An 18,489-nucleotide genomic window follows, 5' to 3' on the forward strand; every position below is an offset into this window, starting at 1 on the left:
CTACTCGGTACGGGCAACCTGGTCGATACGGTAACCCTCGATCTGGTCTCCGGGCTTGATGTCCTGGAAGTTCTCCAGGCCAATGCCGCCCTCGGAACCGCTCTTGAGGCTCTTGGCCTCGTCCTTGTAGTGGCGCATCGAGGCGATCTTACCGTTAAAGACAACGATGCCGTCGCGCACCAGGCGCACGGAATCGGTCGCGGCGATCTCGCCCTCCTCGACGCGGACACCGGCGGCGATACCGACTTTGGGCACCTTAAAGGTGTCCAGGACGGTCGCGGTACCCGTGGAGACCTCGACCTCGGTGGGCTTGAGCATGCCGATACGGGCAGCGTCGAGCTCCTCGAGGCACTTGTAGATAACGTCGTAGCAACGAATCTCGACGCCCTCGCGCTCGGCAGCGGAGCGAGCCTTACCGTCGGGACGCACGCCAAAGCCAATGATGATGGCGTTGGAGGCGTCGGCCAGGACGACGTCGGTCTCATTGATGGCACCGACCGCGGAGTGGATCGTGTTGATGCGGACCTCGGACTGATCCATCTTGTCGAGCGAGTCCTGAAGGGCCTCGATGGAGCCCTGGACGTCGGCCTTGATGATCAGGTTGAGCTCCTTGACCTCGGCATCGGCGATGGTCTCGAAGAGGTTCTCGAGCGTGACGTGCTTCACGCGGCTCTGCTCCTCGATGCGGGCCTTGAGCGAGCGCTCATCGGCCAGGGCGCGCGCCTCGCGCTCGTCCTCGAACACGCGGAACTCGTCGCCGGCGTTGGGGACGGACTGCAGGCCCAGGATCTCGACGGCGTCGGAGGGACCGGCCTCGGTGACAGCGCGGCCCTTGGGGTCGAGCATGGCGCGAACGCGGCCATAGGTAAGGCCGGCGACCAGCGTATCGCCCACGTGCAGGGTACCGCGGGTCACGAGCACGGTAGCGACCGAGCCGCGGCCCTTGTCGAGCTTGGCCTCGAGGACGTTGCCCGAAGCGAAGGTATCGGGATTGGCCTTGAGCTCGAGCACGTCGGCCTGGAGCAGCACGGTCTCCAGAAGGTCGTCGATACCGATCTTCTGCTTGGCCGAGATGTTGACGAACATGTTCTGTCCGCCCCACTCCTCGGGGATAACGCCGTACTCGGTGAGTTCCTGGCGCACGCGGTCAGGGTTGGCGCCGGGCTTATCGATCTTGTTGACGGCGACGACGATGGGAACGCCGGCGGCCTTGGCGTGGTTGATCGACTCGACCGTCTGGGGCATGACGCCGTCGTCGGCGGCGACGATCAGGATGACGATGTCGGTCACCTTGGCGCCACGGGCACGCATGGCCGTAAAGGTAGCGTGGCCCGGGGTATCGATGAAGGTGATCTTGCGGTCGTTGATCATGACCTGCGATGCGCCGATGGCCTGGGTAATGCCGCCAGCCTCGCCGGCAGCGACGCCGGTGTGGCGGATGGCGTCGAGCAGGCTCGTCTTGCCGTGGTCGACGTGACCCATGACGGTGACGACCGGGGCGCGGGGCTTAAGGTCGGCGGGATCGTCGTAGAACGAGAAGGTGTTCTCCTCCTCGGGGGTGATGATCCTGATCTGACGGCCCAAGTCGTCGGCAACGAGCTCGACAAGGTCGTCGGACATGGACTGCGTCATGGTGAGCGGCGTGCCCAGCAGGAACAGGCGCTTGATGATGTCGTTGGCCGGAACGTCGAGCGCCTCGGCAAGCTCCTGGACGGTAACGCCCTGGGAGACCTTGATGGCGTCGAGCTCCTCGGGGTTCACGCCCTGGGCCAGCGCCTCCTCAATCTTGCGCTCCTCCTGAGCCCTAGCGGCCTCGCGCTCGCGCTTCTCCTTGCGCTTCTTGCGGCGACCGGTGGACTCGCGAGAGGCCTCCTCGACGGCGGCACGGGCCTCCTCGAGAACCTTCTCGCGGCTGTACTCCTCGGCCTCGCGCGCCATGCGGCTGTAGTGGTCCTCTTCGCTGTTGTGACCACCCTTGCGCTTCTTGCCCTTGCCCTGCTTATCGGGGTTGGGAAAATCCATGCCGGCAGCGACATTGTTGCTGGCGTTGGTGCGATGGCTGTGCGGGCGGTTCTCGGAGGCGTTGCGGTCGTTGCGACGGCCGCCACGACGATCGCTGTTGCCACCGCGACGGTTGCCGCGCTCGGCCTTGGCCTTGTCCTCGGCGTCCTTCTTCTCCTTGAGCACGGTCTCCTGTGCGGCGATCTGATCGAGCAGCGAACGGAAGCGCGAACCGGAGTCGGAAGCGGGAACGGCGCGGCGCTGGGCCTCGCGAGCAGCCTCCTCCTTCTCGCGGGCAAGGCGCTCCTGCTCGGCCTTCTTCTTGGCCTCGGCCTCGGCACGGGCTGCCTCCTCGGCGGCCTGGGCGGCGGCAAACTGGCGGCGCTCCTCCTCGCGTGCCTTCTCGGCGGCGATGCGCTCGCGCTCGGCCTCGGCGGCGCGCGCTGCCTCCTCGGCGGCGGCAGCCTCCTCCTCGGCCTGCTTGGCGGCCTCGACTTCCTGGGCGCGGGCCTCGATCACCGAGGCAAGCTGCTTGCGGACCATGGCAACATAAGCGTCCTCCAGCGCGGAGGAAGCAGACTTAGCGGGAATCTTCATTTCGGCGAGGTGACCCATCAGTTCCTTGGAGGTCATGCCGAACTCTTTGGCCAGGGTGGAAACACGGACTTTAGCCATATGACTTCACCTACCCTTTCTGGCACCTTGGGTGCCTAGAGACTGAACGAGCGTGGGATGTGCGCCGGAACCTGTCCAGCGCAACCGCGCGCTAGATCAGGTCCTCCGCATCATCGAAGGCGTCGGTGTCGTGGACACCGCAGAAACGGGAACCGGGACGGGCCTGGTTGCGGCACTGGATGCCGTCCTCGGACACGTACTCGCAACGACGGGCGTCGTCATCCTCCTCGTCACCGATCAGGTCAGCGGCAGGCTCCTCGTGAACGGGAACGTTCTTGAGGATGTCGGCGGCAAGGGTCTCGGACTTAATGTCGATGTGCCAGCCGGTCAGGCGTGCGGCCAGGCGGGCGTTCTGGCCCTCCTTGCCAATGGCGAGCGAAAGCTGGTCGTCGGGCACAATGACGCCGGCATAGGCCTTCTCCTCGTCGATAAGGACGCGAGTGACCTTGGCGGGCGACAGGGCGTTGGCGACGTAGACGGCCGGATCGGCATCCCAAAGGATGACGTCGACGCGCTCACCGCGCAGCTCACCCACGACGGCGCGCACACGGCTGCCCTTGGGGCCGACGCAGGCGCCCACGGGATCCAGGCGGTCATCGAGCGAGTGGACGGCGACCTTGGAGCGCTGGCCGGGCTCGCGGGCGATCGACTTGATCTGGACGGTGCCCTCATAGATCTCGGGCACCTCCTGCTCAAACAGACGACGCATGAGCTCGGGGTGGGTACGCGAGATAACGATCGGCGGACGGCTGTGCTCGCCGCGGACCGGCGGAAGCGTGGAGTTGGGGTCGCGAACGTCAATAATCACGGCCTTGATGTGCTGGTTGTGCAGATAGCGCTCGCCCATGGGGCGCTCGTTGCGCTCGTTCTCGTAGCGGCGCTGATCAAAGTGCGGAAGCTCGGCCTCGACGCCTTCGCGGATCTTGACGATCGTAAAGTCGGGTGTGGACTGTAGCACGGTACCGCTGATGAGGTCGCCGATACGGCCGGAGAACTCCTCGTAGATCTGCTCGCGGGCGGAGTTGCGCACGATGGCGTTGATCTCGGCCTTGGCATGCTGGGCGGCGATACGGCTGGTGTTCTTGGGGGTGACGTCGATTTCCTCGAACTCGGTGAAGTTGCCCTCCTCGTCCATGGAATCGTCGATCGGCTCAAGGCGGTAGACATAGATCTTGCCGGTGGTGCGGTCGATGGTCACCTTGGCGCCCCACTCAAGATGCAGGATCTCGGCATAGCTCTTGGCGAGTGACTGCTCCAGGCGGTCGATCAGGTAGAGCTGGTCGATGTGCTTCTCCTGGCAAAGCTCCATCAGGGCGGACATCATGTCGGATGCTGCCATGTTAGTTTCCTTCCTTCGCGGGCTTGAAGTCATAGACGGGCTTCAACTTACACTTTTTAACATCGGAAAAATCGAGGGTGACAGACTCGCCGTCCTCGAGCTCGAGGGTTACGTTGGTCTCGGTCGCGGCGGCAATCTTGCCGGAGTACTTGCGACGGCCCTCGGTGGCGGTGGAGGAAAGCTCGCAGTCCTCGCCCACAAAGCGGGCAAAGTCACGCGGACGGCGCAGCGGGCGCGCCATACCCGCGCTCGACACCTCGAGCGTATAGCTCGAAGAGATGGGGTCGAGCTCCTCGATCACGTCGCCGACCCACTTGGTGTTGGCCGTGACGTCGTTGAGCGACAGGCTCTGACCCTCGGCACCCTCGATACGCACACGCACGCAGGGGGCCTTGGTGGCACCCACGAGCTCAACGTCGACAATATCGACATCGTGCTGGGGAGCGACGGCCTCGAGCGCGTCGATGATCGCCTGCTCGGTCTTGGTCTTGACCATTGCGGCACCTCCATCCATACAAAAAAGAAGCGGGGCCGAAACCCCACTTCTTTCAATTACAACTTCATTTGCAAGCAAACTATACCAATACCTGCGAAAACGTGCAACTATCTCATAAACCCGCAGGTCAGCGTGGCCACAGCATCTCCACAAGAAATGGATAATTGGGTGTAGTCGCAAGTATCCATATCCAAAAAGAGGGACGACCCAGCCGGATCGTCCCTCGTCTATTGTGCATCAACTATATGCGCAAGGTTTACTTAACCACCAGGTTGACCAGCTTGCCGGGCACGCAGATGGCCTTGACGACCGTCTTGCCCTCGAGCCACTTGGCAACAGCGGCCTCGGCGGCAGCCTGCATCTCCTCGTTGGAGGCATTGCGGGCCACATCGATGCGGCCGCGGACCTTACCGAGCACCTGGACCACGATCTGCACCGTGTCCTCGATGGACTCGGCCAGGTCAAACTCGGGCCAGGAGGCGGTGTAGGCGTTGCCCTCGCAGCCGAGTGCCTCGTGCCACAGCTCGTCGGCCCAGAACGGGCAGATGGGGGCAAGGACGCTCACGATGTCCTTGGCCACGCCGTAGCACAGTGCCTTGTCGCGCGATGCGCCCTCGGTGGCGTTGAGGTAGGCGCTCGCCGCGTTGACGAGCTCCATGACGGCCGAGATCGCGGTGTTAAACTGGCCGCGATCGAAGTCCTCAGTGCACTTGGCGATGGTGCGGTGACGCTCGCGATAGAGCTTCATCGCGGTCTCGTCGAGCACGGACTTGTCGAAGGCAACGTTGGCATCACCCGACTGGACAAGCTGCCACACGATACGCCAGGCGCGCTTGATAAAGCGGTTGGCACCCTCGACGGCCTTGGGATCCCAGTCAAAGTCCTTCTCGGGCGGGGCGATAAACAGGATCGCCAGACGCATGGTGTCGGCGCCGTAGGGCTCGATAACCGAGCTCGGAGGCACGACGTTGCCCTTGGACTTGGACATGGTGTCGCCGTTCTCGTCCTTGACCATGCCCTGGCACAGCAGGTTGGTAAAGGGCTCGTCAACGCTGAGCAGACCCAGGTCGCGCAGCGCCTTGGTAAAGAAGCGGCTGTAGAGCAGGTGCAAAATGGCGTGCTCGATGCCGCCGATGTAGTTATCGACGGGCATCCAACGGTCTGCCGCCTCGCGGGAGAAGGGCAGCTCGGTGTTGTGCGGGTCGGTATAACGCAGGTAATACCAGCTGGAGCAGGTGAAGGTGTCCATGGTATCGGTCTCGCGCTTGGCCGGGCGGCCGCAGACCGGGCAGGTGGTCTCGTAGAAGTCCTTGCACTCGGCGAGGGTCTCGCCGGCGCCCAGGTCCAGGTTCTCGGGCAGCGTCACCGGCAGCTGGTCCTCGGGCACGGGCACAATGCCGCAGTGCTCGCAATGGATGGCCGGGATGGGGTTGCCCCAATAGCGCTGACGGCTGATGAGCCAGTCGCGCAGGCGGAACTCGACCTTACGACGACCGCAGCCCATGGCCTCGAGGTCGGCCACGATGGCAGCCTCGCCCTCGGAGTGCTTACCGCCGCGCATGCCGGTGTACTTGCCGGACTGGACGAGCGTGCCCTCGGCAGCGTGGGCGCAATCCCAGTCGACGGTCTCGGCATGGAAGGTATCGATGGTCTCGCCACTGGCCTCGACGGCAGCGCGGTCGTCATCGTCCAGGATGATCGGGACGATCGGGAGGTCGTACTTGCGGGCAAACTCAAAGTCGCGCTGGTCGCCGCAGGGAACGGCCATGACGGCGCCGGTGCCGTAATCGGCAACGACATAGTCGGCAACCCACACGGGAACCTTCTCGCCGTTGACGGGGTTAACCACGTAGCGGCCCGTAAAGGCACCGTGCTTCTCGAGGGTGCCCTGGGCACGCTCGACGGCAGAGATATGCTTGGAGTCCTCGACGATCTTGGTCACGGCCTCCTCGTACTCCGTGCCCTCGACGAGCTCGTGCAGACGAGCGTACTCGGGAGCCAGGACAAAGAAGGAGACGCCAAAGAGCGTGTCGGCACGTGTGGTGAAGACGGTGATCTTGCCCTCGTCGCCCTCGATGGGATCGCCGTTGGCATCACACAGGGTAAAGTCGACCTCGGCGCCCTCGGAGCGGCCGATCCAGTTGGCCTGCATCTGCTTAACGCGCTCGGGCCAGCCGGGGAGCTTCTCCAGATCGTCGAGCAGCTCCTGGGAGTACTCGGTAATCTTGTAGTACCACTGCTCAAGGTCGCGCTTCTCGGGCTCGGTGCCGCAGCGCCAGCACTTGCCCTCGGTAACCTGCTCGTTGGCCAGAACGGTCTTGCAGTTGGGGCACCAGTTGACCGGGTTCTTCTTGCGGTAGACCAGGCCCTTTTCCCACATCTTCTCAAAGATCCACTGGCCCCAGCGGTAGTAGTCGGGGCTGCAGGTCTTGACCATGCGATCCAGATCGTAGGAGAAGCCCATGCGCTTCATCGTGGCGAGCGCCTGGTCCATGTTCTTATACGTCCAGGCGGCAGCCTGCGTGTTGTGCTTGATGGCGGCGTTCTCGGCGGGCAGGCCAAAGGCGTCAAAGCCAATGGGGTGCAGCACGTCAAAGCCGCGCATACGAGCCTGACGGGCCATGGCATCGCCGATGGTATAGTTGCGCGCGTGGCCCATGTGCAGGTCGCCCGAAGGATACGGGAACATCTCGAGCACGTACTTCTTGGGCTTGCTGGCGTCGGTGTCGACGGCAAAGAGGTTGGAGTCCTCCCAGGCCTTCATCCACTTGGACTCAATGGCCTGCGCGTCGTAGGCAGGGATCTCGTCCTTATGATCTGTGCAATCGCACATATCAGCTCCTTTAATCTTAGCTGGGGTCGGTCGGCTTGGCTTTATTCGCTACTGCGGACAGTCCTGCGCAAGACGAAGAGCACATTAAGTGCTCTTCTTTGCGTGCGGAACTTGTAGCGAACAAAGCCAAGCCGACCGACCCTAAGGTTAACTTGACTGATGATAGCAAATACGACAAGCGAGATGCCTGCGACTTGCAGGCATCTCGCTTTATCTTAATAACGTGGTTGGAACTCAACCTTTATGTGCGGCTCTTATCCTATCGATAAGACACAGACTGCTGCGAATCCTTGACGACTACGTCGTGGGCGCCGCCTTCGACGATCGAGGTCGAGCTCACCAGGGTCAGGCGTGCCTTTTTCTGGAGCTCGGGGATCGAGAGGGCACCGCAGTTGCACATCGTGGACTTGATCTTGTAGAGCGTGCCGCCCACGCCGTCCTTAAGGGAGCCGGCGTAGGGAACGTAGGAGTCGACGCCCTCGACAAAGCTGAGCTTTGCGGCGCCGCCCAGGTCGTAGCGCTGCCAGTTGCGGGCGCGCGCAGAACCCTCGCCCCAGTACTCCTTCATGTACTGACCGTTGACGTTGACGCGCTCGGTCGGGCTCTCGTCAAAGCGGGCGAAGTAACGGCCCAGCATCATAAAGTCGGCACCCATGGCAAGGGCGAGCGTCATGTGGTAGTCGTAGACGATACCGCCGTCGGAGCATACGGGCACGTAGACGCCGGTCTCCTCGTAGTACTCGTCGCGAGCGCGGCAGACGTCGATCAGCGCGGTGGCCTGGCCACGGCCGATACCCTTGGTCTCGCGGGTAATGCAGATGGAACCGCCGCCGATACCGACCTTGATAAAGTCGGCACCGCAGTCGGCCAAAAAGCGGAAGCCCTCGGCGTCAACGACGTTGCCGGCACCGACCTTGACGTCCTCGCCGTAGTTGGCGCGGATCCACTCGATGGTGCGCTTCTGCCACTCGCTGAAGCCCTCGGAAGAGTCGATGCACAGGACATCGGCGCCGGCCTCGATGAGCAGCGGCACGCGCTCGGCATAGTCGCGGGTGTTGATGCCGGCGCCGACCATGTAGCGCTTGTCGCCGTCGAGCAGCTCGTTGGGGTTGGTCTTGTGGCTGTCGTAGTCCTTGCGGAAGACAATGCCCATAAGGTGATCGTTGTCGTCGACGATGGGCAGGGCGTTGAGCTTGTTGTCCCAGATGACGTCGTTGGCAACCTTGAGGCTAATGTTCTTGTCGCCCACGATGAGCTGCTCACGCGGGGTCATGAACTCGGAGACCTTCTTTTGGTGGTCATCGCGGCTGGGGCGATAGTCACGGCTGGTAACGATACCCAGGAGCTTACCCTTGGGGGTGCCGTCGTCGGTGACCGGCATGGTGGAGTGACCGGTCTTCTCCTTGAGCTCGATGACCTGCTCCATGGTCATGTCGGGGGTCAGCGTGGAATCGGACTGGACAAAGCCGGCCTTGTGATCCTTGACAGCCTTGACCATGGCGGCCTCGGACTCGGGGGTCTGGGAACCGTAAATGAAGGACAGGCCACCCTCGGTAGCGAGCGCGACACCCATGTCGACGCCCGAGACGGACTGCATGATGGCGGAAACCATGGGGATGTTCAGGGTGATTGCCGGCTTCTCGCCGCGCTTAAAGCGGGTTAGCGGCGTCTTAAGAGAGACGTTGTTGGGGATGCACTGCGAGGACGAATAACCAGGGACCAGCAGATACTCCGAAAACGTGTGGGACTCACCGGGAAAGAACGTAGCCATGTTTCTCCTTTTTCCATGCGACCGGTCGGCTGCAGGCCTCGTAGGACCCAGCCCAACCTTGGACGCCCAATACTGGGCAAGTATCTTAACGCACTTTGACTGCTACAATGCATGACTTAAGAAGAGCACACGAGGGTTTAACGCAGGCTTTGCGTTTGCCCAGCAAACACTTTAGCGGAGAGACGTGGAGCGCATGGAGTACAAGACGACGGCAAAACTGGTCATTCAGTCGTGCGACAAAGATCTGCCGGGCGTGTTCGGCCACGGCTGCGTCTTGCTGCTGCAGGGTATCGCCCGCGAACACTCGATCAACCGCGCCGCCAAGAGCATGGGCATGGCCTATTCCAAGGCATGGCGCATTGTGAACGAGGCCGAGGGGCAGCTAGGGTGCAAGCTCATCGAGCGCGACGGCGCCCGCGGGAGCTCGCTCACCCCCGCCGGCGAGCGAGCCATAGCGGCCTACGAGGAGCTGCAGGCAGAGATCAACGAAGTCATAGCCGCAAGGGCCAACGACCTGATCGACACCATCAAAGAGTAGCTAATTTGGGACGGGGCTTTTTTAGCTACCCATCCAGAGCATTCTTAACTCATAGCCAAAAATTGACATTGGGTAGCTAAAAAAGCCCCGTCCCAAATTAGCTACTATCGGAGGGCGTTATCGAGGGCGGCGGCAACCGTCAGGGGATCGTCGGTGCCGGCGAAGAGGCGGATGGTGTCCCCCTGCTTGCCACGTGGGGCCGAAAGGCGCGTCGTTGCACCGCCGGCGAACGATGTGCGAAACTCCCCCGGCAAAGAGTCGAACAGCTCTCCCGCGCTACGCTCGATAAGGTCAAATTCAACTGCCGGGCCAAAGCCATGCTCGAGGATTCCCGTTGCAACCGCATGGTCAGGATGCGAGCTCAGCCCGGGATAGCGCACGTTGCGCACCATCTCGTTCGCGGCCAGATACTCGGCCAGCGCACGGGCTCGATCGAAGTGAGCCTGCATGCGAGCGTTAAGCGAGGAAAGCCCGCGCTCCAGCACGTCGGCCTCCTCAGCAGAAAGATCGAGCGCCGACGCACCGCAGCCCGCAAACAACGCATGCGCGCACTCAGCCGCGGCATCCACACGATGGCGCTTGAGCTGCGATCGCGCCACCGAAGCGGCAACGAGCTTACGCGGGGCCTTACCGGCACACACGCGGTCGAGCGCCTCGAGCGACAGCGCAGCACCCAGCCGCAGCGGATCGCAGCCAAAAGCCGACGCCACCGTGTTATCCACCACGAGCAGCGCATGGACCTCGCGAGCCGCCCGACCCAGAGCGCGCAAATCGGGCACACGAAGGCCATGCCCGCCGATGGAGTTGACGAACCACCACAGGTGCGGCCCCTCGGCATCAAGCGAAGCATCAAAGCCCTCGGACGCAGCAGCAAACGCCTCGGCGGACGGCGAGCCCACCAGCACGACATCGCAGCCCTCAAAGCCGCAAGCAAACGCTTCGGCAAAGTCATCCGCAAAGGCCACCAGGCGATCGCCGGGGCGCACAATCCCCAGAAGCGAAAGCGCCGCCGGCACATGCGAGGCTGCAACCAGTCGCGCCTCGCGCGCGCCAGCCCTTGCAGCCCAGGCCTCTTCTAGCTGTTGTGCGTCCACGTGACACCGTCCCTTCAAAACAAAAGCCCACGATGCGGATGTTTCCCGCATCGTGGGCAACGGCTGAAGTATAGCGCCGATATGCGACGAGTCGCCTGGATGTTGAGCGCGTGGTAAGTCACGTTCTCGCCAGCGGCGTCAACGGACACGCCATAGGTCGCAGGGTAGATGCACGTGGAAACTAATGGCCACTTAAGGCATGTCTATTGATAGTTACTTCACAGCCAGTAAAGCTAAAAAAGTAGCAGCATCCCCATAGTTACGCATGCCAGGGAAACAATCATCCAATCGCCGTCGCCGGTTTTGGGGAGGGCGGCGGCCGGCGTCGATGCGGGCTTGGTCTTCTTGGCAGTCTTGGTCGCAGGCGTCTTGGTGGACGCGGGCGCGGGCTTTACGTCCGGCTTGTGAGACGGATCAGGCGTGGGGGCGGAATCTTCGCTGGGCTTGGTCTCATCGCCAAGCTTTTCTTTGCTACCGGGCTTTGTATCCCCCGTGGAATCGCCGCCGGCAGGCTCATCGGTACCGGGCTGGGTCTCCCCCGCCGACGGATTGGCACCCGTGGGCTCAATTACCACATGCTGCGTCACAGACCCGTTGGAATCAATCACGCTGGTGCTACCAAACGCCCCGCCCATCGGCGTCACAAACAGTGCAGAGGTAAGTGAACCGCTCTCGCAGGCAACGCCGGCTTTGGCGCCGGTCGCGTCCACCCAGGAGGCATCCACGGCAAACTGGCCATCGGAGGCGTACACACCAAAGAAGTGGCAATCGTCGCCCGATCCGCTGCCGACGGCAACAACATGCGCGCCGCCGCGTACGCTAACGGTTGCACCGCGCACGCCGGCCACCGAGGCATCGATCATGCCCCTGCCGTCAGCCCGGTCATCGACCAAGCAACCGTCGATCACCAGCGCGCTCAGCGCAAAGACGCCGCACTGCGAACCCGTCGCGCGCAGCGAACCCGCGCCGCAAAGCGTAAGGTTGCCCCATACCTCAAGGCCGCTCGTGCACATGTCCGCATCCTCGGCCTGCGCCTCGTCCACAACGTTTTGGCCCACCAGCGTTACCACCAGGTCGCCCTCCGCGCCAATGGCCTCGTCTGCGTAGCCGTTAAGCTGCAGATGGTCGGCATCGGTCCAGGCCCAGCCGGTGCCCGAGACACCCGGCTCGTCGTATGTTTGGCCCGCGATGGTAAGGCTATCCGCACCCGCGGCATAAGAAGGCCCGCCCAGCAAAACGCAAAGGCAGGCCATGGCAACAAACAGAATCTGACGACGATGATGACTGGAAAAAACGACTGACATGGCCGCTCCGATCTCCACGGAAAGCCAATAGACCTGCACCAGAAAATGGCCTGGTAGCAGCATCTATTAGTGTATCGAGATTGGATCCGTGGCAAATCGAAGTACGCCGGGATAAGCGAACAATTCGGCGTAAATCGTTTTTGCAATCTGTGGACGGTGAGAGCGATGATTGACATCCCGGCAACGGACGACTTGGCCGGATAAAGTGCAGCGATTTGCCAGGTTAGCACGTCAGAACGCACCTCGTTGAACCGTTAAATCCGGAAGTATGCGGCAAATTTGAAACACGCCGACCACGCGGGAACACCGCGATCAATCTACCTGCGGGTTCTTTGGACAAAATAGGGTGTGTGCTCAGAGTTTCCAGAATTTGCCGCATACTTCCGGCATCGGTTCTCAAAGCTGCAGTTCTCATGCCCCGCTGCATTAAGGAGCAGACATGTGCTAGTTCGAGCTCAAACGTCAGACCATCAATTACAAATCGTAATTCTGTAGAGTTGAATACTTGATAAGCGAACGATAGCGTGGGTGTCCGGATTTAACAGCCCGCTTGTAAAGCTTGATATAGTTCTCAAATCCCATTTGCACGACGAATTCATTTCCGCGAAGAGCTTCAAATTCGTTCGGGCGTAAGTACGGGCGTGCCTGCTGGTCTATATATTCTGGCTTGCCCACTACAACAGCCTTTGAATAATCAATTCCGCATTTATTTTCGGCATCGGTAAAGAATGCGTACCCGTGGCGAATATGCGAGCGAAAAGGTACAGCCCACGTATGGTCCTCGATCTCGACCAAAAAGACGATGTAAGGACGATTTTGCTTTTGTTCCATCTCTTTGAACGGAGGGTTCGGATGATCCTGAGAAACAAGTCCGCCAAAAAGACAATATTAGAATTCAGGCTTATAGGACAAAATGTGTGTCCCGATAGAACATCCGTTTTAATCCATTAATCCAGCCAGAACGGGTACGGGTCCCTGTGGTGGAGCCCCCCACACGGCCCTTTCGCCCCACTCCGGCCCTTCGTCCTCGCGCAACGGTGAGGCGGGGCAGGCGCTGATCAGGAAGTCGATGTCCGCGTCGGTCGGCATCGCGGCGAGCTTCTCGCGCGCCGTCCTCGCGTCCCCCGGGTGCGCGTGGCACCACCGGAACACCGCCTTTACGCGCTTGACCGACGTCGGCCCCCGGTGGTTGCGCAGGACGGCCCCCGGCTGCGAGTTCACCCCTCCCTCGATCACGTTGTTGGTCGACGGCAGCGGGCCGGCCTTGGCCAGGGCGGGGGCGAGGTGGGTGAACAGCGTCCCCGCCGACACCTTGTCGCCGTGTCGTCGCACCTCACCGTCGTCGACGCGCCGCGGGCAGTGCGCCTCCACCGCCGGGACCCCGATGAGGTCCTGCCGTTGCGCTTGGCCCGACCGCCGCAGTAAGGGCAATAGCCGGCCTTCATGGGCGCCTTCTCCGAAAGGGTATCTAACGGCTCCGGAAAAGGTTATCTGCCTGCGGGGGCGATAGGCAACCGGACACGCATTCTGTCCGAGCGGTTAAAAGCGGGCACGGAATTCAAACGGCTGAAAAAGGGACGCCGGCCTGCGCCGATGCCCCCAACGTGGACACACATTTTGTCCTATAAGCCTAATCTTTGCCGTCTCTCCTCACCAAAAAAGGCGACCGTCCATAGACGATCGCCTTTTCTTGTTTGGTTCTGTGCGTTTGTCTTAGGCGCGAGTCTTAATCTCCTCGGTCACCTTGGCAACAAACTCATCGACGCTCATCTGAACGGTCTCGTTGGAACGATCGCGGACGGAGATGTTGCCGGCCTCGACCTCCTTCTCGCCCAGGATGAGCATATAGGGCACGCGGTCGATGCTGCGGGCCTCGCGGATCTTGTAGCCGATCTTCTCGTCGCGATCGTCGCAGACCACGCGAATGCCGGCCTCTTCCAGCTTGGCGCACACCTCGTGGGCATAGTCGCGGCTCTTCTCGGAGACCGGAAGCGCCTTGACCTGCACGGGAGCCAGCCAGGTGGGGAACTTGCCCGCAAAGTGCTCGATCAGAATGCCAATAAAGCGCTCGATGGAGCCAAAGCACACGCGGTGCAGCATGATGGGGCGCTTCTTGGTGCCGTCGGCGTCCACGTACTCCAGGTCAAAGTTGAGCGGCATCTGGAAGTCGAGCTGGACGGTACCGCACTGCCAGGTACGGCCGAGCGAGTCCTCCAGGTGGAAGTCGATCTTGGGGCCGTAGAAGGCGCCGTCGCCCTCGTTGACCTCGTAGTCCATGTGCAGCTGCTCAAGAGCGGTGCGCAGACCCTCTTCGGCTCGTGCCCAGTCCTCGTCAGAACCCATGGAGTCCTCGGGGCGGGTGGAAAGCTCAACGTGATACTTAAAGCCAAACTTCTGGTACACGGAGTCGATAAGGTTGACCACGCCCACAATCTCGTCGGTCAGCTGGTCGGGGCGCACAAACAGGTGGGCGTCGTCCTGGTTAAAGCAGCGCACGCGGAACAGGCCGTGCAGGGCGCCGCGCAGCTCGTGTCGGTGCACCAGGCCAATCTCGCCGGCGCGGATGGGCAGCTCGCGGTAGGAGTGCGGCTTGGAGGCGTACACCAGCACGCCGCCCGGGCAGTTCATGGGCTTAATGCAGTACTCTTCGTCGTCAATGACGGTGGAGTACATGTTGTCCTTGTAGTGGTCCCAGTGGCCCGAGGTCTTCCACAGCTGCTTGTTCATGATGAGCGGCGTGGAAATCTCCACGTAGCCGGCCTTGTGGTGGATCTCGCGCCAGTAGTCCAGCAGCGTGTTCTTAAGGATCATGCCGTTGGGCAGGAAGAACGGGAAGCCGGGGGCCTCGTCGCGCATCATAAAGAGGTCCATCTCGCGGCCGATCTTGCGGTGGTCGCGCTTCTTGGCCTCCTCCAGCATGTGCATGTGCTCGTCGAGCTCTTCCTTGGTGGCAAAGGCAACGCCGTTGATGCGGGTGAGCATCTTGTTGTCCTTGTCGCCCTTCCAGTAGGCGCCCGAGACGCCGGTGAGCTTAAAGGCCTTGAGGGCCTTGGTGTAGCAGATGTGGGGGCCGACGCACATGTCGATGTAGTCGCCCTGCTGGTAGAAGGTGATACGGGCGTCGTCGTCCAGGTCGCCGATGTGCTCGACCTTGTACTTCTCGCCGCGCTCCTCCATAAGGGCGATGGCCTCGGCGCGGGGCTTCTCGTACACGGTGAACTTGAGGTTCTCCTTGCAGATCTTCTTCATCTCGGCCTCGATCGCGGGGAAGTCGTCCTCGCTGATCTTGACGCCCTCGGGCAGGTCGACGTCGTAGTAAAAGCCGTTGTCGGTCGCGGGGCCGTAGGCAAAATCGGCCTGGGGGTACAGGCGCTTGATGGCCTGCGCCATGATATGCGCGGCGGAGTGGCGGATGACGTGCGTGACCTCGTCCTGCGGGAGCTCGGCCACCGAACCGTCATTGTAGAGTGCCTTCATGGGTATGTTTTCTCCTCTCGGATGCCTTGTGCAAGTGCTGCTTGGCGCCGTGCGGTGTGCATTGCGCTTGCCGGCGCGTGCGTTTTGACTTGCATCATTATAGGCAGGTTACCTAGGTATACAAGCGCCCGCCGCACCTGAATGGCACGGCGGGCGAATTTCTACGCATGCTTCATCGCGTGGGGCGCGTGCGGAGCGCGCGACGTTCGCGTGGCGCGCGGCGTGCCCGTGGCTTGCGGCCAGCCCGGCGATGGATGCGCTACTGGATGCGAGTTCGGCAGTAGGGGCAGACCTTCCAGTGTGCGTCGAGCGGGCGATGGCAGCTGGGGCACACGTTTCGAACCTGGGTGTCGCACACCGGGCAGACCACAAAGTCCTTCTCGATGGGCGCACCGCACTGCGGGCAGGTGCCGTACTGGGCAAGCTGGCGCTCGCGCAGGGCCATGTCCAGCTCCTGCTCCTCGCGGTCGGCCGCATAGGAGTGCGGGCGAAGCACCAGGTAGGCAATAAGGCCTACAAACGGGATGAGGGCAATGATGCCCCAGGCCACGTAAGCGCTAGCGCCGCGGCGGCGGGCGTCAATAAACACATAGACGACCGACAGCACGTACAGGGCGATGATAAAGCCAACAAAGGCATAGATGACGCCCATAAGCTGCGGCGACATGAGCTCGGAGATGTACTTGGACATTACGGGTACCTTTCGGGGTAGTTACAACTCGAGTTAGTGTAACACGGGGGTTAACGATTTGGCAGGTCGCAGGCATGGGCAGATAGAAACATCTCAATCTGTAACAGATGAGAGCGGAATCCGGGTCCAGATGTTACAGAATTAGACAAACCGTTCTCTCCCCGACTACAATCTCAATCTGTAACATCTTGGCTCCAGAATCAGTCCCTACTGTTACAGATCAAGATGAACGGTGAGCCCTCCGTTAAATATCTCAATCTGTAACAACTAGGGGCCAGAAACCCTTCTATCTGTTACAGATCAAGACAAAGGAAAATGTCCAATCTCAATATCTCAATCTGTAACAACAACTCGGCAAAAACAGGTCTAACTGTTACAGATTTAGACATTCGAAACCGACTGATGGGTTCATCTAAATCTGTAACATCTAGACCCCAAAACGGTACCGAGATGTTACAGATCGAGACAGATGACCTCTCCCTGACTTTAAATCTCAATCTGTAACACATAGGACCGATTTTCTACTCTTACTGTTACAAATCAAGACAAACAGAGGGCCCGCCTGGCAAACGTCTCGATCTGTAACATCTGGAACCCAACTCTTCTGCTTACCGTTACAGAACGAGACAAACCTTTGACAACAGGGGTGCCAGACGAGGTCACCGATTGACCTGAGTCTCCCCTCGCCTGCCGTTGGCGGATGCAGCGGGGCTGTTCGCCGCATTGCCGCTGCGCGGGGGATGCGCACACCGTAGGATAGCCTTATTGACAGCCTGTCAACTCGTCTTGGAGGCACTGTGACAGAAACGTTTGATATCGCGATTGTGGGCGCGGGCATCACCGGATGCGCCATCGCGCGGCAGCTCGCACGCTATGACCTGTCCATCTGCGTGGTCGAGGCGGCCAACGACATTGCCCTGGGCGCGTCGAAGGCCAACGGTGGCCTGGTGCACGCCGGCTACGATCCGGCGCCGGGCACGGTTAAGGCCCAGGTCAACGCCCGCGGCTGCGAGCTATATGGCACGTGGGCCCAGGAGCTGGGATTTTTGTTTTGCCGCACCGGGTCCATGGTGCTGGGCTTTAGCGACCAAGACCGCGCGCAGCTGGAGCAGCTGCAAAGCAACGGGCTGGCAAACGGCGTACCCGAGTTGGCGATCATCGGGGCCGAGCGCATCCACGAGCTGGAGCCGCGCGCCAGCGCCCAGGCCACGTGCGCGCTGTGGTGTCCCTCGACCGGCTATGTCGATCCGTTTGAGGTCGCCATCGCCGCGATGGAGAACGCCGTAGCCAACGGCGTGACGTTTGTGCGCTCCGCACCGGTGGAGACGATCGAGGTAGCTCCCGGCGCTGGCGACAAGAGCGGTGACGGGACCGCTCGTTTTACGCTGGTAACACCGGCCGGTGATGTGCGCTGCCGCTATTTGATTAACGCGGCGGGCAACGGCGCCGCAGACATCTCGCATATGGCGGGCGCCGAGGAGTTCCAGATGGTCTGGCGCCAGGGCAACATTGTGGTGCTGGACAAGGAGCCGCGCGCACTCATGCCGCTCTACCCCGTTCCCACGCCGGTTTCCAAGGGCGTCATCGTTACGGGCACCGTCCACGGCAACACGGTGATCACCGCGACGGCCGCTGTGCGCGAGGCGGGCGACACGCAGACCTATGCGGGCGACGTAAACGCGCTGCTGAGCGGCGCGCGCAAGCTGGTGCCCGATCTGGATACGCGCCGCGTGGTGCGAGCGTTTGCCGGCGGGCGTCCGGTCATTAAGGGAACGAACGACTTTTTTATTGGACAGTCCGCCGTGGTGCCGGGGCTGTTCCAGGCGGCGGGCATTCAGTCGCCGGGCGTAGCGAGCGCTCCGGCCATTGCCGAGCGCATGGAGCAGGTGCTGCGCGAGGCGGGCGTTGCTTTGCGCGAGCGGGCCGATTGGGATCCGATTCGTCGCGCGCCGGACGACTTTGACCGCGCGCCGCTTGCGCGCAAGGAAGAGCTGATCGAGTCCGACCCCGCGTGGGGGCAGATTGTCTGCCGCTGCGAGACGGTGCCCGAGGCCGAGATCGTGGCCGCGATTCGACGCCGCCCGGGTGCGGTCTCGGTCGAGGGCGTCAAACGCCGTTGCCGCGCCGGCATGGGTCGGTGCCAGAGCGGCTTTTGCCAGAGCCGCGTGGTGCGGATTCTGGCCCGCGAGCTGGGCTGCGATCCCAGCGAGGTGCTGCTGGAGGACACTGGCTCGTGGCTCGTTGAGGGACCTTTGAAGGGGGTGCGCTAG

The 18,489-nt window shown here is 61.7% G+C and carries 12 protein-coding genes and 1 pseudogene; 2 read left to right on the forward strand and 11 right to left on the reverse strand.

Annotated elements, in window-relative coordinates:
• The 5 genes from infB to ACTQ40_RS04590 all read right to left on the reverse strand — a co-directional run bounded on the left by infB (window position 1) and on the right by ACTQ40_RS04590 (window position 9,115).
• Complete coding sequence (infB, locus tag ACTQ40_RS04570) at window positions 1-2,676, reverse strand: translation initiation factor IF-2 (RefSeq protein WP_427747321.1); 2,676 nt, start codon at window positions 2,674-2,676, stop codon at window positions 1-3.
• Between the two features lie 91 nt (window positions 2,677-2,767).
• The gene (gene nusA, locus ACTQ40_RS04575; RefSeq protein WP_154515419.1) at window positions 2,768-4,015 is read right to left on the reverse strand and encodes a transcription termination factor NusA; all 1,248 of its coding nucleotides are present in this window, start codon (window positions 4,013-4,015) and stop codon (window positions 2,768-2,770) included.
• Between the two features lies 1 nt (window position 4,016).
• The gene (gene rimP, locus ACTQ40_RS04580; protein ID WP_441563446.1) at window positions 4,017-4,511 is read right to left on the reverse strand and encodes a ribosome maturation factor RimP; all 495 of its coding nucleotides are present in this window, start codon (window positions 4,509-4,511) and stop codon (window positions 4,017-4,019) included.
• A gap of 256 nt (window positions 4,512-4,767) precedes the next feature.
• Window positions 4,768-7,344 (reverse strand): leucine--tRNA ligase, encoded by a 2,577-nt coding sequence (gene leuS, locus ACTQ40_RS04585; protein WP_441563447.1) that lies wholly within the window; start codon window positions 7,342-7,344, stop codon window positions 4,768-4,770.
• A gap of 259 nt (window positions 7,345-7,603) precedes the next feature.
• On the reverse strand, window positions 7,604-9,115 hold the full coding sequence (locus ACTQ40_RS04590; protein WP_154515410.1) for an IMP dehydrogenase: 1,512 nt from the start codon (window positions 9,113-9,115) through the stop codon (window positions 7,604-7,606).
• 193 nt (window positions 9,116-9,308) lie between these two features.
• Between ACTQ40_RS04590 and ACTQ40_RS04595 the strand changes: the two genes are divergently transcribed.
• Window positions 9,309-9,653, forward strand: coding sequence for a winged helix-turn-helix domain-containing protein (locus tag ACTQ40_RS04595; RefSeq protein WP_427719637.1), 345 nt, complete (start codon window positions 9,309-9,311; stop codon window positions 9,651-9,653).
• A gap of 104 nt (window positions 9,654-9,757) precedes the next feature.
• Here ACTQ40_RS04595 and ACTQ40_RS04600 read toward each other — a convergent pair whose 3' ends face one another.
• The 6 genes and pseudogenes from ACTQ40_RS04600 to ACTQ40_RS04625 all read right to left on the reverse strand — a co-directional run bounded on the left by ACTQ40_RS04600 (window position 9,758) and on the right by ACTQ40_RS04625 (window position 16,219).
• On the reverse strand, window positions 9,758-10,747 hold the full coding sequence (locus ACTQ40_RS04600; protein WP_441563448.1) for a PLP-dependent transferase: 990 nt from the start codon (window positions 10,745-10,747) through the stop codon (window positions 9,758-9,760).
• Between the two features lie 233 nt (window positions 10,748-10,980).
• Window positions 10,981-12,051, reverse strand: a complete 1,071-nt coding sequence (locus tag ACTQ40_RS04605) for a hypothetical protein (RefSeq protein WP_441563449.1) — start codon at window positions 12,049-12,051, stop codon at window positions 10,981-10,983.
• 474 nt (window positions 12,052-12,525) lie between these two features.
• Window positions 12,526-12,900, reverse strand: a pseudogene (tenpIN, locus tag ACTQ40_RS04610) (type III toxin-antitoxin system TenpIN family toxin); the annotation flags it as partial.
• Window positions 12,901-12,990: 90 nt separating this feature from the next.
• Window positions 12,991-13,422, reverse strand: coding sequence for a hypothetical protein (locus ACTQ40_RS04615; RefSeq protein WP_441563450.1), 432 nt, complete (start codon window positions 13,420-13,422; stop codon window positions 12,991-12,993).
• A 342-nt stretch (window positions 13,423-13,764) separates the two neighbouring features.
• Window positions 13,765-15,528, reverse strand: coding sequence for a threonine--tRNA ligase (gene thrS, locus ACTQ40_RS04620; protein WP_427793822.1), 1,764 nt, complete (start codon window positions 15,526-15,528; stop codon window positions 13,765-13,767).
• A 259-nt stretch (window positions 15,529-15,787) separates the two neighbouring features.
• The gene (locus ACTQ40_RS04625) at window positions 15,788-16,219 is read right to left on the reverse strand and encodes a double zinc ribbon domain-containing protein (protein ID WP_006234085.1); all 432 of its coding nucleotides are present in this window, start codon (window positions 16,217-16,219) and stop codon (window positions 15,788-15,790) included.
• 797 nt (window positions 16,220-17,016) lie between these two features.
• Between ACTQ40_RS04625 and ACTQ40_RS04630 the strand changes: the two genes are divergently transcribed.
• Window positions 17,017-18,489 (forward strand): NAD(P)/FAD-dependent oxidoreductase, encoded by a 1,473-nt coding sequence (locus ACTQ40_RS04630; RefSeq protein ID WP_441563451.1) that lies wholly within the window; start codon window positions 17,017-17,019, stop codon window positions 18,487-18,489.

Origin of the sequence: Collinsella sp. Sow4_D11 (genome assembly GCF_052116465.1) — a bacterium.
Lineage (GTDB): Bacteria > Actinomycetota > Coriobacteriia > Coriobacteriales > Coriobacteriaceae > Collinsella.

What these genes read in the sequence shown, in the direction of transcription:
- ACTQ40_RS04590 (WP_154515410.1), bottom strand. Translation starts at nt 9,115, where the DNA reads ATGGCTACGTTCTTTCCCGGTGAGTCCCACACGTTTTCGGAGTATCTG.
- ACTQ40_RS04625 (WP_006234085.1), bottom strand. Translation starts at nt 16,219, where the DNA reads ATGTCCAAGTACATCTCCGAGCTCATGTCGCCGCAGCTTATGGGCGTC.
- leuS (WP_441563447.1), bottom strand. Translation starts at nt 7,344, where the DNA reads ATGTGCGATTGCACAGATCATAAGGACGAGATCCCTGCCTACGACGCG.
- thrS (WP_427793822.1), bottom strand. Translation starts at nt 15,528, where the DNA reads ATGAAGGCACTCTACAATGACGGTTCGGTGGCCGAGCTCCCGCAGGAC.
- nusA (WP_154515419.1), bottom strand. Translation starts at nt 4,015, where the DNA reads ATGGCAGCATCCGACATGATGTCCGCCCTGATGGAGCTTTGCCAGGAG.
- infB (WP_427747321.1), bottom strand. Translation starts at nt 2,676, where the DNA reads ATGGCTAAAGTCCGTGTTTCCACCCTGGCCAAAGAGTTCGGCATGACC.
- ACTQ40_RS04605 (WP_441563449.1), bottom strand. Translation starts at nt 12,051, where the DNA reads ATGTCAGTCGTTTTTTCCAGTCATCATCGTCGTCAGATTCTGTTTGTT.
- ACTQ40_RS04595 (WP_427719637.1), top strand. Translation starts at nt 9,309, where the DNA reads ATGGAGTACAAGACGACGGCAAAACTGGTCATTCAGTCGTGCGACAAA.
- rimP (WP_441563446.1), bottom strand. Translation starts at nt 4,511, where the DNA reads ATGGTCAAGACCAAGACCGAGCAGGCGATCATCGACGCGCTCGAGGCC.